Source organism: Sphingomonas sp. M1-B02, assembly GCF_026167525.1.
GTDB lineage: Bacteria > Pseudomonadota > Alphaproteobacteria > Sphingomonadales > Sphingomonadaceae > Sphingomonas.
In genome coordinates, this window is the sequence record NZ_CP110679.1 from 350,002 (window position 1) to 367,011 (window position 17,010).

13 protein-coding genes are annotated in these 17,010 nt (G+C 64.0%); 6 read left to right on the top strand and 7 right to left on the bottom strand.

From position 1 onward, the window contains the following. Positions 1-26: 26 nt before the first annotated feature. A complete protein-coding gene (locus OKW87_RS01800; RefSeq protein WP_265541826.1) occupies positions 27-728 on the bottom strand; it encodes a murein L,D-transpeptidase catalytic domain family protein in 702 nt (233 codons plus the stop codon). 255 nt (positions 729-983) lie between these two features. Between OKW87_RS01800 and OKW87_RS01805 the strand changes: the two genes are divergently transcribed. After that, positions 984-1,697, top strand: a complete 714-nt coding sequence (locus OKW87_RS01805) for a L,D-transpeptidase family protein (protein WP_265541828.1) — start codon at positions 984-986, stop codon at positions 1,695-1,697. A 98-nt stretch (positions 1,698-1,795) separates the two neighbouring features. Next, on the top strand, positions 1,796-2,038 hold the full coding sequence (locus OKW87_RS01810; protein ID WP_265541830.1) for a hypothetical protein: 243 nt from the start codon (positions 1,796-1,798) through the stop codon (positions 2,036-2,038). Positions 2,039-2,108: 70 nt separating this feature from the next. Here the strand turns inward: OKW87_RS01810 and OKW87_RS01815 are convergent, their stop codons facing one another. After that, on the bottom strand, positions 2,109-3,173 hold the full coding sequence (locus OKW87_RS01815; RefSeq protein WP_265541832.1) for an AI-2E family transporter: 1,065 nt from the start codon (positions 3,171-3,173) through the stop codon (positions 2,109-2,111). Positions 3,174-3,343: 170 nt separating this feature from the next. Here OKW87_RS01815 and OKW87_RS01820 point away from each other — a divergent pair, with 170 nt between their 5' ends. Further along, positions 3,344-3,631, top strand: a complete 288-nt coding sequence (locus OKW87_RS01820) for a hypothetical protein (RefSeq protein ID WP_265541834.1) — start codon at positions 3,344-3,346, stop codon at positions 3,629-3,631. Between the two features lie 22 nt (positions 3,632-3,653). Here OKW87_RS01820 and OKW87_RS01825 read toward each other — a convergent pair whose 3' ends face one another. After that, on the bottom strand, positions 3,654-4,523 hold the full coding sequence (locus OKW87_RS01825) for a hypothetical protein (RefSeq protein ID WP_265541836.1): 870 nt from the start codon (positions 4,521-4,523) through the stop codon (positions 3,654-3,656). A 96-nt stretch (positions 4,524-4,619) separates the two neighbouring features. Here OKW87_RS01825 and OKW87_RS01830 point away from each other — a divergent pair, with 96 nt between their 5' ends. Next, complete coding sequence (locus OKW87_RS01830) at positions 4,620-5,918, top strand: SLC13 family permease (protein WP_265541839.1); 1,299 nt, start codon at positions 4,620-4,622, stop codon at positions 5,916-5,918. Positions 5,919-5,937: 19 nt separating this feature from the next. On the opposite strand, the gene OKW87_RS01835 is transcribed toward OKW87_RS01830, so the two are convergent. The 4 genes from OKW87_RS01835 to OKW87_RS01850 all read right to left on the bottom strand — a co-directional run bounded on the left by OKW87_RS01835 (position 5,938) and on the right by OKW87_RS01850 (position 14,817). Further along, positions 5,938-7,740: a M14 family metallopeptidase gene (locus tag OKW87_RS01835; RefSeq protein ID WP_265541841.1), complete on the bottom strand. Its 1,803-nt coding sequence runs from the start codon at positions 7,738-7,740 to the stop codon at positions 5,938-5,940. A 115-nt stretch (positions 7,741-7,855) separates the two neighbouring features. Further along, a complete protein-coding gene (locus tag OKW87_RS01840) occupies positions 7,856-10,660 on the bottom strand; it encodes a M14 family zinc carboxypeptidase (protein ID WP_265541843.1) in 2,805 nt (934 codons plus the stop codon). A 55-nt stretch (positions 10,661-10,715) separates the two neighbouring features. Next, positions 10,716-13,826 (bottom strand): TonB-dependent receptor domain-containing protein, encoded by a 3,111-nt coding sequence (locus tag OKW87_RS01845; RefSeq protein WP_265541845.1) that lies wholly within the window; start codon positions 13,824-13,826, stop codon positions 10,716-10,718. A gap of 520 nt (positions 13,827-14,346) precedes the next feature. Next, a complete protein-coding gene (locus OKW87_RS01850; RefSeq protein ID WP_265541847.1) occupies positions 14,347-14,817 on the bottom strand; it encodes an Lrp/AsnC family transcriptional regulator in 471 nt (156 codons plus the stop codon). Between the two features lie 94 nt (positions 14,818-14,911). On the opposite strand from OKW87_RS01850, the gene phhA reads away from it, so the two are divergent. Both phhA and OKW87_RS01860 read left to right on the top strand, forming a co-directional pair. Further along, entirely contained in the window at positions 14,912-15,784 is an 873-nt protein-coding gene (phhA, locus tag OKW87_RS01855; RefSeq protein ID WP_265541849.1) for a phenylalanine 4-monooxygenase, read from the top strand. A 29-nt stretch (positions 15,785-15,813) separates the two neighbouring features. Beyond that, positions 15,814-16,983, top strand: a complete 1,170-nt coding sequence (locus OKW87_RS01860; protein WP_265541850.1) for an amino acid aminotransferase — start codon at positions 15,814-15,816, stop codon at positions 16,981-16,983. Positions 16,984-17,010: the final 27 nt, after the last annotated feature.

Below are 17,010 nucleotides of genomic sequence, written 5' to 3' on the forward strand. Positions count from 1 at the left end.
CTGCAAATCTTGCGGGTGGTAAGCGCTCAGACCTTTGCGGAGTAGATCATCCGACCGGGCCCGAGCCGCTCGAACACCTTCGCCAATTCCTGCTCGCCGACCGCGAAACAGCCCTGGCTTCGGCCGAGCTTGCCATGCTTGGCGATCATGTCGCTGTTCGCATACCACGATGAGTGGACTACGATCGCGCGGTCATAGGCGTTGTTGTTGGTCGGATCGAGCCCGCGCAGACGCTGCGAATGGCCATGCTTGCCAACATAATATTCATCGGTGAGGAAGGCGCCTTCGCAGGTCGCTTCCGAATTCACTTCGTTCGAGAAGCGATGCAGCAGCCCGGTATGCTCGGGATCGGAGCCGATTCCATGCGCGACCAGGAAGCTCTCGACGGTGCCCGAGCCAAGATGCACCAGGTGGAAACGCGGCCGATAGGAAGGCGCTGCGAAATCGGCGATGGCGATGCGATCATGCGACGGCACGCGCATCGAGTGGCGATCGAGCGCCGCGACGGCGCGCTTAACCAGTTCGGGGCGAATGCCGGTCGGCAGCTTTTTCGCGGCGACCGCAGGCGCGCTGGGGATCGGGGCAGCGCTGGGCACCGCCAAAGGCGGGGCGGATGCGACATGCGTCGTCCGCGAAACGCAGGCAGTGACCGCTGCGCCGCTGGCGATGACGAATGCCGATTTGATCAGCGCACGGCGCGTCGTCGCCGGATCGATGTTCTGAGTCACGCTTTGCCTTTACCCGCCAAGTTTGCCCCAAGTCCTTCTACCAGACCCTCGTCTCTATATGGGTTTAACAACTGCCTCGTGCCGCGCGATTCGCCGTGCTTCGAGCCCGGTTCGCCGATCTATCGCCGTTCCAATTCGAAACGATCGGCTTTGCAGGGAACCTAATCCGATTCGCCCAAGCCCTTAATTTCGGGTAACTACGCTACGGGTTCGAACGGTGTCGCGGGCGAGCCGCCCGGGGAGTTTTTGACGAAGATGCGGTTTCCAACGTGCAGGTCGCTGCTCGCCTTGGTGGCATTATGCGCCACAAGTCCGGCCGCCGCGCAAACGATCGCGTCGACTGTGACGGAACCGATCGCGCTCAAGGCGGGCCAGTTCGTCTGGTTCGAGCAACCCGAATTGATCGAGGCGAGCACGAGCGGGGGCGCGGTGACGATCGTCATCAGCCTCGGCGCGCAGCTGGCGAGAATCTTCCGCGGTGAAAGATTGGTGGGGGTGAGTACGGTTTCCACCGGATCGCGCGGCCGGGAGACGCCCACGGGCGAGTTCACCATCCTGCAGAAGAAGGTGTTCCACCGCTCCAACCTCTACAGCAATGCGCCGATGCCCTATATGCAGCGGCTCACCTGGGACGGGATCGCGCTCCATGCCGGACATTTGCCCGGGTATCCCGCCTCGCACGGCTGCATCCGCTTCCCGAAGGCATTTGCGCGGACATTGTACGATCTGACCGAGATGGGCGGCTCGGTGTCTGTGGTGGACGCGTTCAGCGACGATCTCGGGCCGATTGCGCCGCCGGCCCCCCTGTTGATGGCGGAAGTCCGCAACCTGGGCGGGGGCGCCTATGACGTGCTGACAATGCGCGGCGATCCGCCCGAGGATCTGCTGCGGGCACGGCCCTCGTCCTGGGTGCTGGGCCCCGCGGAGGAAATCGTCCAGCCGCTGCCCGGGCGGCGAGGGTCGCGCTGACATCCGGCTGACGGCGCGATCGATGGCGCCTTGGAAGTGCGATGCAACCACGGCATGGGCGACTCGTTCAGTGCGAGAGCTTTTCCAAGAGGACCATCATGAGCAAATCACCCCCGGTACCCACGCAGAACCAGTCGCCTTATCCGATCCAGGAGCCGCCGCACGATCAGCCGCCCAAGGACAATGAGACCGTGGCGGCGATGAAGCAGATCGCGGCGCAGAAGAAGCGCTGGGCGCCTTCGTCGACGGAGATCGGCATCGGCGCAGCGGTTGGCGTGGGCTCGGCGGCAGTCGTCGCGGCCTTGCTCTACTGGCGCGGCAACCGGCGCGACGGCCAGTAAGACCGTTCTCCGATCGGACCGGCAAAACGCCATGTCTCGCTTGCGTGAGACATAGCGTTTTTCCTTGGCCTCAGCCCTTGCCGGCTACCTCGACATCCTTGCCGAGCAGGGTGCGCACATAGACACGCTGGACGAGCACATAGACCACCACGGTCAGCGGTGCGGCGAGCAGGACGCCGAGGAAGCCGAAGATCGTGCCGGCCGCGACCACGGCGAACAGCAACACCGCCGGTGGCACGTCGACCGCCTGTTTCTGGATCATCGGCTGGAGGAAATTGCCCTGAAGCTGCTGGATCAGCAGGAACAGGCCCACCGTCCAAAGCGCGACGGCGGGCGAGACGGTGAAGGCAAGCAGGACGGCGGGCACCGCGGCGATGATCGGCCCGATCATCGGGATCACGTCGAGCAGGCCGGCAATCAGGCCGAGACCGCCGGCGGCGGGAACGCCCAGCAAGGCCAGCCCGGCCCAGGTGAGGATAGCCACGAGCGCCGAGGAGGCGGCCTGGCCGACCATCCAGCCCTGTAGCCCGCGACCCATATCTTCGAGCGACTTGTCCGCGGTTTCTTCGGCGCGCTTCGGCATCAGGTGGATCAAGCCGCGGCGATAGGCGCCCGGATCGCTGGCGATGAAGATCGCCCCCACCAGCACCAGCACGAAATCGGCCACCCCGCTGCTCGCGGCGAGAACATAGCCGCCCGCCTGCGACATCAGTTTCGAGACATCGCTGCTGCCCTGATTGAACAATTCGCGGGCGCTCTGGCCCACACCGACGCTCTGCAGCAAAGCATCGACCTGCGCGAGCGCGGGCGGGATGCTCTCGACGATCGTGTCGAACTCGCGCGCCATCTGCGCGCCGAACAAAGCGAACGCGCCGATGAAGAGCGCGAGCAACGCGACGATCGACAATGCGAGCGCTGGCCCGCGGGGCATGCGGGTGGCCTTGGAGACGCCGCGTGCCATTGCGTCGAAGACCACTGCGAGCACCAGAGCGGCGAAGACGAGCATGAGGAAGCGCGTGAGTTCGAGGAACAACCACGCGACCCCGATGATCGCAATCACGGTAACGGTGGCCGTCGCGATTCGCGCCATTCCCAGCGCCGGCTTGGAGGCTTCGTCGTTGGTCGAGTCGGTCATGTTTCCCCCGAAGTGCGCAGGAACGCGCATGTTATTGCTTTGTAGATCGTGACGCCGCGAACCGCGAGCATCGCGCCGATGGGGGCTCAAACCTATCGACGCAGGGAAATATCCGATATCGATCGCAGCCGATCGAAAAGCGCTGTCTGGCCTCAACGGGAGAAGTATCCATGAAAACCATGTTCATCATCGCTGCCGCACTCGGCAGCCTGGCGCTCGCCGGCTGCAACCAGAGCCCGTCGGAGAATCTCGCCGATCGGGTCGAGGATGCCGCCGACAACCGCGCGGATGCGATGGAGAACCAGGCCGAGGCGCTGATCGAGCGTGCCGAGCAGGTTCGCGAGACCGGCGAGCAGCGGGCCGACGCGATCGAGGCGGCCGACCGCAACGTCGCCGCGACGATGACCGAGGAACGGCGTGACGCCGTGGTAGCGAACGAAGCGCCGGCGGTGCGCTGAAGCAGCAGTAGCGCGTCGGGCCTCAGCCCGGGCGCCACTCGCTGAGCGTCTTGCCCTCGGCACCCTCGAACGCGACGCGATCGAGCTTGGTCGCCACCACGCAGACCGGGCGCTGGTCCGGACCTGCCGCGCGGCAGCGGATCGCGCGACCGTCGGGGTAGGAGGCAATGCGCCCTTCCAAAATCAAGCGATACCCGTCGGCGGGGGGCGCCAGCGGCGCATCGTCCTCGGGCCGGATCGTGAAGGTATAGGCTCGGCCGTTGCGCCGGCCGATGCGCGAACTTCCCGCTTCGAAGATCGCGGCTAGACCCAGGGTCTGCGGGGCGGCGGCGGTGTTGGCAGTCTGCAGCGGATCGCCGCGCACATTCGGGCAACCATCGGACGCGAGCCAGGGGCGCGGCATCCAGAATCCTTCGACCGCCTCCCAATCGGGGGCGTCGCCGCTGCCCGCGATCAGCGCGGAGCCCGCCCAGTCGCCAGGGGTCATCCGCAACTCGATCGACTTGTTGTCGCGACCCCAGGACCAGCCTGCGAGCCCCGACGCGCCCCCGACCGCCGGTGCATCAGGGGAGACAGCAGGGGCCGGGGCCGGGCCGGAACAGCCGAATGCGATCTTGATCGAGAAGGTGCGCCCCACCAGCGGATCGGTCCCCTCGCTCGTCTCGCCGCCCGCATAAGCCGAGGCCGCACGGCTGGCCGCTCCGACCAGATCGCCGCGCGAAAGCACAGGATCTGGAGCGGGAAGCTTGCGCGGCGGGGGCGGCGGCGCTTCGGTCTGGACATTGGCCTTAGGCTCGGGCGGCTGCTCGCCGCACCCTGCCAGGACAAGCGCGAGGAAGGAGGGGGCGACCAGCCTGCGGGCCAGGCGAAACTGCGACGGATTCGGCTCCAACGAAATCATTAGAAGAGGTTAGCAGGTCCCGCTGAAAATGGGAGAGGGCGCCGCTTGATACTTGACGAAAGCGCCGGGCGAGGGTCTGCAGGTCGAATGGAGTTCAATCAGATCGCTGCGCTGGTCGTGCTGGTGGCCGTGGTGGCGGTCTTGATTCACGGCAAGCTACGTTCCGACGTGGCGGCGCTGTCGGCGGCGGCGGCCTTGCTCCTGCTCGGGGTGATCCGGCCGGTCGAGGTGCAGGGCGCATTCGCCAGCCCGGCGATCATCGCGCTGGCCTGCCTGTTCGTGATTGCCTATGCGATCGAGCTTTCCGGGTTGCTGGGACTGCTGATCCGCGAGGCGACGAAGCTTTGTGCCCGCCTCGGCGCGCTTGGTATCTGGATGATGCTGGTGGCATGCGGCGCTGCCTCCGCCTTTCTCAACAATACCCCGATCGTCGTGCTCGCCGCGCCGGTGGTGAAGGATGTCGCGACTTCGATCGGACTCTCGCCCAAGCGCTTCCTGATCCCACTCAGTTACATTACGATCATGGGGGGCGGCTGCACGCTGATCGGCACCTCGACCAACCTGCTGGTCAACGACATGGCACGCAATGCAGGGCAGCCGGTCTTCGGAATCTTCGAGATCACGTCGGTCGGGCTCGTGATCGCTGCGGTCGGAGGCCTGTATCTGTTCTTCGTCGGCGGGCGGCAGCTGTCCAATAGCGATGGCAGCAGCGCACCCGTCCACGAGCCGCACGAGCAGACCGGCGATGGTACGATGGGCGATGCTGAGCTGTTTGCGGTCGATCGGCCATTCGACGCCAAGCGGGCGACGATCGCTATGGCGGTGTTCGCGGCGGTTATTTTCGGCGCTGCGATCGGCTTCGTCCCGATCGCCGCCGCCGCCTTCGCCGGCGCCGTCACCCTGATACTCTTGCGAGTGATCAGCCCCGAGGAGGCCTATGCGGGCCTCCGGCCCGAAGTGCTGCTGCTGATTGCCGGGATGGTCGTCGTCGGACTCTCGATCGAGGTGACCGGGCTGGCCGCGTCAGGGACCGAATTGCTGATCGACTTCATCCGGCCGTTCGGACCCTGGGTCGCGCTCGCGGTGCTCTACGGCGTGACGCTGTTCGCCACCGAATTCCTGTCGAACGCCGCAGTGGCGGTGCTGATCACGCCGGTGGCGGTGGCGCTGGCGGAGAGCTTGGGGGTCGAGCCGCGACCGTTCCTAGTCGCGGTGATGATGGCCGCCAGCGCGGCCTTCGCCACCCCCTTCGGCTATCAGACCAACGTTCTCGTCTTCCAGCTCGGCAAATATCGCTACATGGATTTCGTGCGGGTCGGCGTGCCGCTGAACCTGCTGACCTGGGCCGCGGGGGTCATCGCGATCCCCTATTTCTTCCCTTTCTGACCAGGCTGACGCGCGCGCATCACGGCTCTAGCCTCACTGCCTTGCGCGTCTTGCCGGCGCGCGGATGCTGTGCGCCGACGACGATCTCGGCCCCTGCGGGCGCCTTGACCACCCATTCGATCGACTTCTCGGCATGGCCGTCGAGCGGGCCTAGCGGCTGGCGGCCTTTGCTGGTGACCAGCGTCGCGCCCTGCGGCAATTCGATCCAGGCGGTGACCGGAAGTTCGCCTTTCTGCCCCTTGCGGATCGCGAGTTCGGTCGGTTGCTGGCCGAGGTTCGCGACTTTGGCGGAGACGCGGTAGACGCCGTCGAACGGCGTTACCTTCACCTCGCCCACCGACAGCAAAGGCGTCGATTTGGCGAGGACATAAGCGAAGTCCACGCCCTTCTTGGTCTCGGCCGCGAGCGCGGGGGGAAGTGGGTTGTTCCAGCCCGTCTTGGTCCAGCCGCCGATCTCGACCTCGCCGAGCGTCGGATGCTGATATTTCGACCAGCGAGCGAAAGCGGCGCCGCCGAGCTTGCGATCGTTCTGCAGCAGACGATCGACATCGTTGACCTGGCCGTCGTCGTTGAGATCGGGCGCCATCTCATAGAGTTCGACCGCATAAGCGAGGATGCCGAACATCGGATACGTGGTGTCCATCGAGCCGCCATAAGCGGGATAGCTGCCGGGAATGTAGCTGGGCATGCTGACGTCGGTGCGTGGCGTGCCGACCTGGATCTTGCCCTTCGCGTTGCGCCAGACCTGATCGGGCTTGCGATCGTCGGTGCCGTTCGGCCAGCGCCAATCGATCACGGTGGTGCCCAGATTATAGCCGGTGACCTCGAGCCCCTGGCGCGCGAGATCCTTGTAGAGCGACATGTCGCTGGCCGGCATTTGCACTTCGGGCACGCCGAACGGATATAGGATCACGCCGCCCGAGGTGTGGAAATGCACCGCGGTGCCGATGTTGGGATGCTCGACATTATAGTTGAGCAATGCGTGGATTTCGGATTCCGAGCCCGCGAAATAGCCCGCCCCCTTCTGCTCCTTGGCGTTCCAGAAGAAGGGATAGTTGCGGTTGGGATCGATGCCGCCCAGCCAATCCTCGTTATATTTGCCGTCCTTGTCATTATCGACGCCTTCGAAGGCGGTGCGATAGAAGGGACCCTTGTCGCCGGCCTTGCGCGGGCGCAGCAGGCGCGGGTCGCGTTCGTCGAGCGCCATCGGCCCGGTCGCGTCGATCCAGCGCATCTGGGTGATCTGGCCGTCGCCGTTCAGATCCTCCGGCGCATCCTCGTCCTTCAGCCCGTCGCCATCCTCGTCGAACGGGCGCTGGGTCGAATCGTCGGGGCGCAGCGCGCTGTGATGCCAGAGTTCGCCGGTATCGGGGATCACGTTGGGGACGATGTAGAAGGTGCGGGTGCGAAGCAACTCCAGCGTCTCCGGGTCTTTCGCGGTGAGCAGCTTGTGCGCGGTGGCGAGCGTTGCCTCGACCGACGTAACTTCGTCTGAATCGACGCCGCCTTCGACCCAGATGCCGGGCTTGTCCTCGGGCGCGCCGGTCGATTTGTCGGTGATCTTGAGTACCCAGATGTCGCGCTTCTGGTAGCTTTTCCCGGCTGATTCCAGCACCGTCAGTCCGGGATATGCTGCAGCCATGTCCTGCAGCATTTTCGTCTGCTCGGCATAATCATGATAGCAGTCGAAGGTCATCGATGGCGACCAGGCGGGGCAGGCCTTGCGGTCGACCGACTGGGCGGATGCGGGCAAGGTAGTCGCGCCCCAGAGCAGAGCCGTGGCGAGCGGCAGCCGTGCCACGCCGATCAACGAAGACGCCATCCTGTTTCTCCAATGTCTGGTGGCGCGGTGCGCCGGTTCTGAAGGCCGCCGGAGCAGTGCCGGGAAGGCCGCACACGAAGCGCGTCTTCCCGACACCGGCTCCCGGGGGGTATTCTTAGGATCCGTCGCCGTTCGTCGGCTTCGAACCGTCATCCTGCTCGGGGGTGGCATCGAGCGGCAGGCCGGGATCGGGACGCTTGGGCGACATGCCGGTGACGCCGCCCAGCGCCTTCCAGTTCAGCATCGCATTGTAGAGCATCCGATACTCGCCCAGCGTCTGCCAGCGCCAGATCGGGCTGGTGGCGAACATCAGCACGCGGCCCTGACCGGTGGGGACGTTGATGATCGCGGGGCGGTTGCGGACCTCTTCGGCACCGCGCATGAAGCCGCTGACGACCGAGGCCTTGCCGCCCGGGAATTCCATCAGCACCTGCTGGCGGTTGGCCGGACGCACGCCGAACAGCGCGTTGGTCGCCCAGCGCACCGGCATCGTCTCCTCGGTATAGCCATAGAAGATCGGGCTGAGCGGCTGGAGCACCTTTGCCTTCACGATCGGGCCGGGAGCGTAGAAATTGCCGCCCGGCGTGCCGACGGTGATGTCATTCACAAGCCCGAACGACGCCGGCACCGCGCTGGCGTTACCGGTGGTGATCAGCGTACCACCCTGTTCGACGAACTTGCGCAGCTCAGCGAGCCCTTCAAGGCCCATTCCGCCACGGATATCATCGGACTGGCCATAGGTGCCGAGCGTCTTGAACTGTTCCGACGGCTTGTAGGGGAGGGGCTTTCCCTTCACCGGGATGTCGAAGACGATGTCGTTGGTCGAGCGCGCCTGGTGCGGCAGGACGATGACGTCATATTTGGCGCGCAGATTGCCGCCACGGACCTGCTCCTTGTAGATCAGGTCATAGGGCGTTTCATACTGATCGAAGGCATAGCGGACCCAGCCGACCTTCTCCGTCCCGCCCCAGGTGCTGAACACCGCGGTGCGGGGCACTGGAATTTCGTGCGTCGACACGTCGACATTGGTCGGCGCGGCGATGGCGGTGAGGCCGAGCTCCTGCACGGCGGGGCGCAGCGCGGAGGCGGCGCTTGCGGGCACGATGTACGAGCCCGCTGGAACCGCGGTCCGGCCGATCTTGAAGGGCTTTTCGGCGACGCGGATCGATACGTCCTTCAGCCGATAGCGCAGCACCGCCAGATTGACCGAGCCGGTATCGAGCACGACGAAGCCGCCGGGTCCCGCCGATGCGACGCTGCCGACCGGATCGAAGCTGGTGACCGGCGTGGTGGCCACGCCGAGCGCCGACTTGTCGTCGATCTCGACGATCTTGGTCCCGGTCATCAGCCCCATCGTCCAGGCCGCATCGTCGTAGGTCGTCAGATTCTCGTTGGGATAATTGTCCTGGATCTTGAGCAGGGTCTTGGCCAGGCGGCCATAAGGCTGGTCGAGCTTCACGATCAGCGATCCGGCGGGATATTCGCCTTCCTTGAACTTCAGCGGACCGGTCGCCTTGCCGATTTCGATCCCCTGCATCATCAACTGATCGACGACGAACTTGACGCGTGTCTGATCGGCCTGTCCGGCGGGGATGACATAGGCGTAGGGCGCCTTGGCGGTGCCGGCATAGACCCCGTTCGCGCTCTTCTTGTAGAAATTCTCTAGGATGACTTCGGGAAAGTTCGAGGCGAGCTGGAGCGCCGAAAGCACGCCGGTCTGCATGTAATTGGTGTTGTTGCGCATCGACCACATGACGTTGCGGTAGGGCGGGGAGGGGCGGAACCAGTCGCGCTTGAGCTGATTGCCGCCGCGCACGCCCGATTGATCGGCGCCGTTGTCGACATGGCGCAGCATCGTGGTGGCGCCGCCATTGCCATAGGTTTCGTACATGCGGAGCATGCCGTTATGGTTGGACGACATGAAGCCGACATAGCCCGGCGACCAGGCATCGACGAAGCCGTGGGTCCACACGCCCGGCATGCCATATTTGGTCAGCTGCGACATCTCGAAGTTCGAGTAGAAGGGCAGCTCGCCATAGAGGATTGGATCGAGGTCCGGGTTCTGGGGCGACTGGCCGCTATAGGTGTAGAGGAACGGCACCGATTCGTGCAGCTCGTGCATAATCGGGGGATGCCATTCGAGATAATATTTGAGCAGCTGGCGGGCGCTCGGGTCCGAATAGTTCATGTCACGATTATTGTCGTGATAGATATATTTTCCCCAGTAAGGCGGGCCGCCGGGCTTATCGAGATCATTTGTCTCGTCGATCAAGCTCTGATGATACCAGTCGACATAGCGTGAGCGCCCATCACCTTCGAGCACGGGGCTGATCGCGACGATCAGATTGTCGCGGATCTTGCGGATGAGCTCCGAATCCTCGGTGAGCAGGCGATAGGCCAGCTCCATCGTCATTTCGGGCGGCCCAGTCTCGGCGCTGTGGAGGCCGGCGGTAATGTGGTAGATCGGCTTGGTCTGAGAGATCAGCTGCGTCGCCTCGGTGGCGCTGAGCTTGCGCGGGTCGGCGAGCCTGGCGATGTTCGCCTTGTAGGTGTCGAGCTTGGCCATGTTTGGCGCGCTTGAAAGCATCACGACGATATTGTCGCGGCCCTCATTTGTCTTGCCGAGATCGAGAATCTTAACGCGATCCGGCGCGGCGGCGGCCAACTGGCGGAAGTATGCGACGATTTGTTCTTGGCTGTGCAGCTTGTTCGGCACGCCGATATGGTCGCCGAGCGCCTTCTTCGGCGACGGGATGGTCTCCGAAAGCGGCAGGTGATCGACGAGCGGGCTCATGAATTCCGGGCGGGTCGTCCACTCCTTCACCGATTTGGCGAAGTCGGGATCCATCGTCTGCGCCGCGGCCTGGGTCGCCATCGCCAGGCTGCTGGCGGTCAGCAAGATCGAGATACTGCGTTTCATAGGAGATCCTCGAAGAGAGATTAGAAAAGCGGACGATGCCGCCGGCGCAGAGGGGTCAGAATTTGTAGCCGACGCTCGCGTACCAATAGCGGGCGAAGGATTGGTACAGCCCGCCCAGATAGCCGCCGTTGGCGATCGGCGGGTCCTGGTTGAAGACGTTGCGCGCGCCCACGGTCAGCTTGGTGCCATCCAGCGTCCCGCCGTCGAACGTGTAGGATGCGTAGAGATTGGTGGTCGTCTGATCGTTGACGGTGAACATGTTGCGGTTGGCGTCGAGGATCGCGGTGACCTTCACCGGATCGGTGTACTGAACGAAGGCGCCGACCTGCCAATTGTCGAGCGACCAGTTGACCGTCGCGGTTCCGCGCCATTTGGGGCGCGTGCCCAACCCCACGAGGTTGCCAGTGCCGGTCGCCGCGACGAAACCGTTGCTGATCGTGCCGGCCGCCTGCGCATCCAGGAGGGTCTGCTGCGGTATCAGCGGATCCTGCTGGTACTTAATCATCTCACTGACGTTTAGGTTGATGTTGAAGCGACCGATGCTGGTGAGCGGCGAAGCATAGCTGAGGCTGAAGTCCATGCCTTCGATCTTCAACGGCTGCAGGTTTTGATATTGCGTGTTAGCGAACTGGATCACGCCCACCGGGGCGATCCCGGTGCCCGCGAACAGGGCGACATCGTCGGCGGTGACCGGCGCGCGCACGATCGAGTCCGATGAGCCGCCGGTCACTCGCGCGAGGTAATCGAGTTGGAGCAGCGTGGCCACATTGAGCGAGCTGACGACGTTGTCGAGATTGATCCAGAAGCGATCTGCTGTGAAGGTGAAGCGTCCCCAGGATGCGGGAATGAACTTTGGCTCGAATACTACGCCGACCGAGTAGGATTGCGACGTTTCGGGGCGTAGCGCGCGGTTGCCGGAGGTGGTCGACGACACGGTGAACTGCTGGGTGCAGGCCGACCAAGTGCTGATGCGACGCGCGCGCAGATCTGCCTCGCAGCGGACAAAGTCGAAATTGCCGTTGCTGGTAAGTCCCGATGGCGGGATGTTCAGCGCTTCGAGTGTTGGCGCACGGAAGCCGCCGGAAGCCGAGCCGCGCAGGCGCAAGCCGTCGAACAGGTCCCAAGCCACGGCGACCTTCGGCTTCGCCACGCTGCCGACATCGCTATATCGCTCGTATCGGCCCGCAAGCTGAACATCGACCTTTCGGATCAGGGGGATGTTCATCTCCTCATTGACCAGCGGAATGGCCAGCTCGCCATACGCCGAGAAGACGGTGCGGCGTCCCGACACGTCCGGGCGAGGGCTGCTCATCGCGAAATCGGTATTGTAGGCGTTGCCGTTCACCGTATCGCGGAAGGTGATCGTGCCGTCCTGATGCTCGTCGCGATCGTCGGAATAGGTCTCGCGGCGAACCTCAATGCCGAACGCGATGCCAACGTCGCCGGCCCAAAGCGGCAGCAGCTTGCCATTGGAAACCTTGAAATCCATCAGCCCGAGTGAGGTCTTATTAGTGCGCGTCCCCTTGATCAGGAAGTCGTCCGCTGAACTGAGCGTGGTATCGGCACCCGATGGGTCAAGGGGATTGCCGCCGCTGAAGGGGTTGTAAGCATCGGCGGTCGTACGATTGACCGCCGCCTGGAACAGCGTGTTGCTGACGGCATCGCTGACATCGCGGACGCGCGCTTCGGAATAGAGGGCTGCGGTCTGCCAGTCCCAGTTCCCGAGTTCGCCGCGCAGTCCGGCGAGCAGGCGGAACTGATCGTTGCGAACTTCGACTTCGCGCGGGCCGGTCTCGAACGGCGCATACGCGGTGATCGTCACCGGCAGGCCCGCGGCGGGAATGTTCAGGCCGGGCAGGCGATTGGGCGAGCCGACCGGGCCGAACGGGTTCCAATAGGCATTGGCCGCGACCGTGATCGGGAATGCCGAGACGATCTGGGCATTCTGATCGAGTTGACGGGTCTTGGCGTAATAATAGCTGGCTTCGCTGAATAGTTCGACATCGTCGGACAGCTCATATTGGCCAAAAAGGAAGATATTGGCGCGGCGCGCCCGCGGAACCGCAGTCGTCTGCGGAAAAGCGCGGGGGATATCCGAACGGGTGTTGCGATCAACGTTGCCGGTATTCGCGCCGTTGCGGAAGCACACGCCCGCGTACGAGGTGGCGGGCAGGTTGGCTCCGTTCGAGCAGGGCACGAAACTGAAGACGCCGCCTGTGCTCGTCAGCGCAGTGGCGTTCTGGCGTACTGCTCCGCTGAACCGCGCCGAACTAGGGATCAGGAACTGCGCCCAGGGCGAGGCCTGCTGGCGGCCATCGAAATTGGTCAGGCTGGAAAAGGCGGGATCGCCGATCAGCGGGCGGACGTCCTGCGAGGCCAGATAGTCGACGTCGGTATAGAGCTCGGCCTCGCGCGCATAGACGCTCGCCAGGACCGAGAAGTGGCCGCGGCCTCCGGCGAAATCGGAGCCGTAGCTGGCATTGAGCGTCGTTTCCTTGAGTTGAGTGCCTTCGGCGAAGCCATGTTGCAAGTCGATCGCGCCGCCCTTCAAGTCTTCGGACAGCACCGTGTTGACGACGCCGGCGATGGCATCCGAGCCGTAAAGCGCGGCGGCGCCGTCGCGCAGGATTTCGACACGTTCCAGGCCGGCGATCGGGATCGTGTTGACGTTGTAGGAAATCTGCGGAGCGCCATCTACGTTCACCGTGGTGGGGTGCTGCACGACGCGGCGACCGTTGAGGAGCACAAGCGTGGTGCCGAGGCCGAGGCCGCGCAGGCTGACCGTGGAGACGTCGCCGCGCGCCGCATTCTGGCCGGCGCCGGAGGGAAGGCCGGTGAAGCTCACTGCGCCCGCTTGGGGAATGGTGCGGAATAGGTCGTTGGCGGATACTGCGCCGGTGGCGACGATGTCGTCGGAGGTAACAACCGAGACGGGAAGCGCGCCGGTGCTGGCGCCGCGAATCTGCGAGCCGACGACGACGATATCGGGCGCCTCGTCTTGGTCCTGCGCCTCACTTATCGGCGGCGCACCTTGGTCGGTAACTGCGCTCGGCAGCGGCGTCCCCGGTGTGGGGTCGGCTGCCTGGGCAAAGGCTGTTTGCGGTATCGAAATTGCGGCGATCGCAATGGCAATGATCGACCCGCCCGAGATGATACGCTGTTTCATTGCAACCCCTTTTGCATTCCGCACCGGGCCGTCGCCTGATGGCGATCGGACAGGCAGTCGGAATCGTTCGAACCAGCCCTAACCGGCACCCCCAACGCCCCTAGAAATGCGACCTCGCCTAGCGCCCACGCGCCGGCCAGATTGCTGAGTGCGCCGTCGAGGCTCGGCGCGCCCTTGGAACCAGGCATGCGGCGCCTATGACCGGCAACGACCTTTTATGTCGTAGCTCCGCGTCACCTGGTTCGTTTCTGCATGGTAGCCCACGATTTGGAGAAATTTCATATCATTTTTGCGCCCTGCTACAGTTTTTTTGCAAAACTGTGTCGCGATTAGGCCGAAGCGTGATGAGATCGCCCAAGCGCTCTTTTTGCCGAGATGATTGGGATTCGAATCCCGAAGTGGCGATGTAATTCGCAAGCTTCGGGCGCCGGCGGCGCATAGTCGCAGAGGCGATGTTGCTTGGCCGCAACTGGGGCGCGATCTTGCCCAAGGCCCCGCGGGCGCAGCCCGGTTCCGCCGGTCAGACGGGGACGGCGGTGGTATATTTGGTCGTCGACAGCGCGAAATGCGAAGCCGCGCCCCCCACGGACGGGTGATCGAGCAAAGTGCGCATCAGAAAATTCTCATAATCGGCGACATCGGCCGCTACGATACGCAGCAGATAATCCCATTCGCCCGACATAGAATAGCATTCCATCACCTCGGGGCGCGAGCGAATGAAATCCTCGAATGCGCCGCGCACTTCGCGCGCATGGCTGCGGACTCGGACGTTGCAGATCACGTTGACGCCCCTGCCGACTCGCTCTGCGTTGACCAGTCGTACGGTGGAGGAGAGGACGCCCGATTCCTCCAGCGTACGAATTCGGCGCCAGCAGGACGCTGAGGAGGATCCGACCCGTTCGGCCAGCTCAGCATGGCTGATCGAAGCGTCTTCCTGCAGTAGCGTCACGATTCGACGCTCGAGCGCGTCCAGTCCGGCACTTGGCTTCATATTTTGCGCCTATTGCGAACGATTGTTTCAGAAAACAGCCTAAGCAGCGGAAGATTGAAAGGCAAGCGCAGGTGAATCATGTAAATTTATATCCATGGCACAAGAAGAATATCAACGCCCTGAAGGGACGGCGGATGATTGGACCGTTCCGCAATCGTGGTCGCGTTACACCGATGTCGAGCATGCGACCTGGGATCGCCTGTTCGAGCGACAATCGAAAATGCTCCCGGGCCGGGTCGCGCCCGAGTTCCTCGCCGGGCTCGATGTGCTGCGCATGTCGAAGCCGGGCATCCCCGATTTCGATGAACTGAACCGGCGGCTGACCGATCTGACCGGATGGAGCGTGGTGGCGGTTCCGGGGCTCGTTCCGGACGAAGTGTTCTTCGAGCATTTGGCCAACCGCCGCTTCGTCGCGGGGCGTTTCATCCGAACGCCTGAGCAGCTCGATTATTTGCAGGAGCCGGATATCTTCCACGACGTGTTCGGGCATGTGCCGCTGCTGTCGAACCCGGTGTTCGCCGATTATATGGAGGCCTATGGCAAAGGCGGGCAGCGGGCTGCCGGGGCCGGGGCGATCGACAAATTGTCGCGGCTTTATTGGTACACGGTCGAGTTCGGGCTGATCCGATCGCGTGAGGGGATGCGCATCTACGGTGCGGGGATCGTCTCCTCCTACGGCGAGTCGCTGTTCGCGCTCGACGATGCATCGCCCAATCGCATTGCATTCGACCTGAAGCGCGTGATGCAGACCAAATATCGCATCGACGACTATCAGCAGAACTACTTCGTGATCGACAGTTTCGAGGACCTGCTGCGCGAGACGATCGAGACCGACTTCGGCCCGCTTTATGCCGAGCTGGAGGGAGCCGCGGATATCGAGATCGAGACTATCCTGCGCTCTGACAATGTCTATACCCACGGCACTCAGCAATATGCGCGTAGCCGTGACGCGGAGCTGACTGCGTGATTGAGGTTGTCCAGCAATCTGCGCCTGGGATGTTCGCGAATCTCGGGCCGCTGCCGGCGGATCCCCTGTTGGTGTTGATCGACATGCACCGCCGCGATCCGCGGCCGGACAAGATCGACCTGGGCGTCGGCGTCTACCGCGATGCAGCGGGGGACACGCCGGTGTTGGCTTCTGTGAAGGCGGCCGAGGCGCAGCTGCTCGCTGAACAGGACAGCAAATCCTATCTAGGCCCCGAAGGCGACATGCGCTTCGTCGAGCTCTTGGCTCCGATCCTGTTCGGGGCGGGCTATCGCCATGGTGACCGGCTGACCGGGGTGCAAACTCCCAGCGGGACTGGCGCGCTGCGGCTGGGCGCGGAGCTGATCGCGCGGGCGCGACCGGACGCGCGCGTCTGGATCGGAACGCCGAGCTGGCCGATCCACGCGCCGATCTTCGGCAGGGCGGGCCTCGAGGTGGAAGCGCATCGCCTGTTCGACGAGGCGACCCGCGAACTCGATTTTGCAGGCATGATGGCGGGGATCGAGCGCGCTGTGCCGGGAGACGTGCTGCTGCTCCATGCCTGCTGCCACAACCCGACCGGCGCGGGCTTCACTATCGAGCAATGGGCCGAGCTGGCGATATGGATGGCGACGCGCGGCGTGGTGCCGTTCATCGACCTTGCTTATCAGGGCCTGGGCGACGGGCTGGAGGCCGATGCGGCAGGGCTCAGGATCGTGCTGCAGGCCGTGCCCGAGGCACTGATCGCGTATAGCTGCGACAAGAATTTCGGCCTGTATCGCGATCGAGTCGGCGCGCTCTGGGTGCAGGCGGGTTCGTCCGCCGCGATCGGCCCGATCACCGATAATGTGCTTACGCTCGCCCGCAGCTTGTGGTCGATGCCGCCCGATCATGGCGCGGCGCTGGTCCGCCTGATCCTCGAATCGGAACTGCTTATTGCCGACTGGCACCAGGAGCTCGACGCGATGCGCGGCCGGCTCAACGGATTGCGCACCGCCTTCGCCGTGATGCACCCGCGACTCGCGCCGATCGGCCGCCAGCGCGGCATGTTCGCAATTCTGCCCCTCAGCCCCGAGCAGGTGGTCCAGGTGCGCGAGGATCACGGGATCTACATGGCGGGTTCGGGCCGGATCAATGTGGCCGGGCTTCAGGAGGCGACGATCCCCCGCATCGCCACGGCGCTCCTACCCTTTTTCGACTAGCTAGTCGGCAACGGCAGATCGGGCTTG

Coding starts and splice junctions, on each gene's coding strand:
- OKW87_RS01805 (WP_265541828.1), top strand. CDS start 984: ATGCGGTTTCCAACGTGCAGGTCGCTGCTCGCCTTGGTGGCATTATGC.
- OKW87_RS01860 (WP_265541850.1), top strand. CDS start 15,814: ATGTTCGCGAATCTCGGGCCGCTGCCGGCGGATCCCCTGTTGGTGTTG.
- OKW87_RS01845 (WP_265541845.1), bottom strand. CDS start 13,826: ATGAAACAGCGTATCATCTCGGGCGGGTCGATCATTGCCATTGCGATC.
- OKW87_RS01840 (WP_265541843.1), bottom strand. CDS start 10,660: ATGAAACGCAGTATCTCGATCTTGCTGACCGCCAGCAGCCTGGCGATG.
- OKW87_RS01850 (WP_265541847.1), bottom strand. CDS start 14,817: ATGAAGCCAAGTGCCGGACTGGACGCGCTCGAGCGTCGAATCGTGACG.
- OKW87_RS01820 (WP_265541834.1), top strand. CDS start 3,344: ATGAAAACCATGTTCATCATCGCTGCCGCACTCGGCAGCCTGGCGCTC.
- phhA (WP_265541849.1), top strand. CDS start 14,912: ATGGCACAAGAAGAATATCAACGCCCTGAAGGGACGGCGGATGATTGG.
- OKW87_RS01810 (WP_265541830.1), top strand. CDS start 1,796: ATGAGCAAATCACCCCCGGTACCCACGCAGAACCAGTCGCCTTATCCG.
- OKW87_RS01830 (WP_265541839.1), top strand. CDS start 4,620: ATGGAGTTCAATCAGATCGCTGCGCTGGTCGTGCTGGTGGCCGTGGTG.
- OKW87_RS01815 (WP_265541832.1), bottom strand. CDS start 3,173: ATGACCGACTCGACCAACGACGAAGCCTCCAAGCCGGCGCTGGGAATG.
- OKW87_RS01835 (WP_265541841.1), bottom strand. CDS start 7,740: ATGGCGTCTTCGTTGATCGGCGTGGCACGGCTGCCGCTCGCCACGGCT.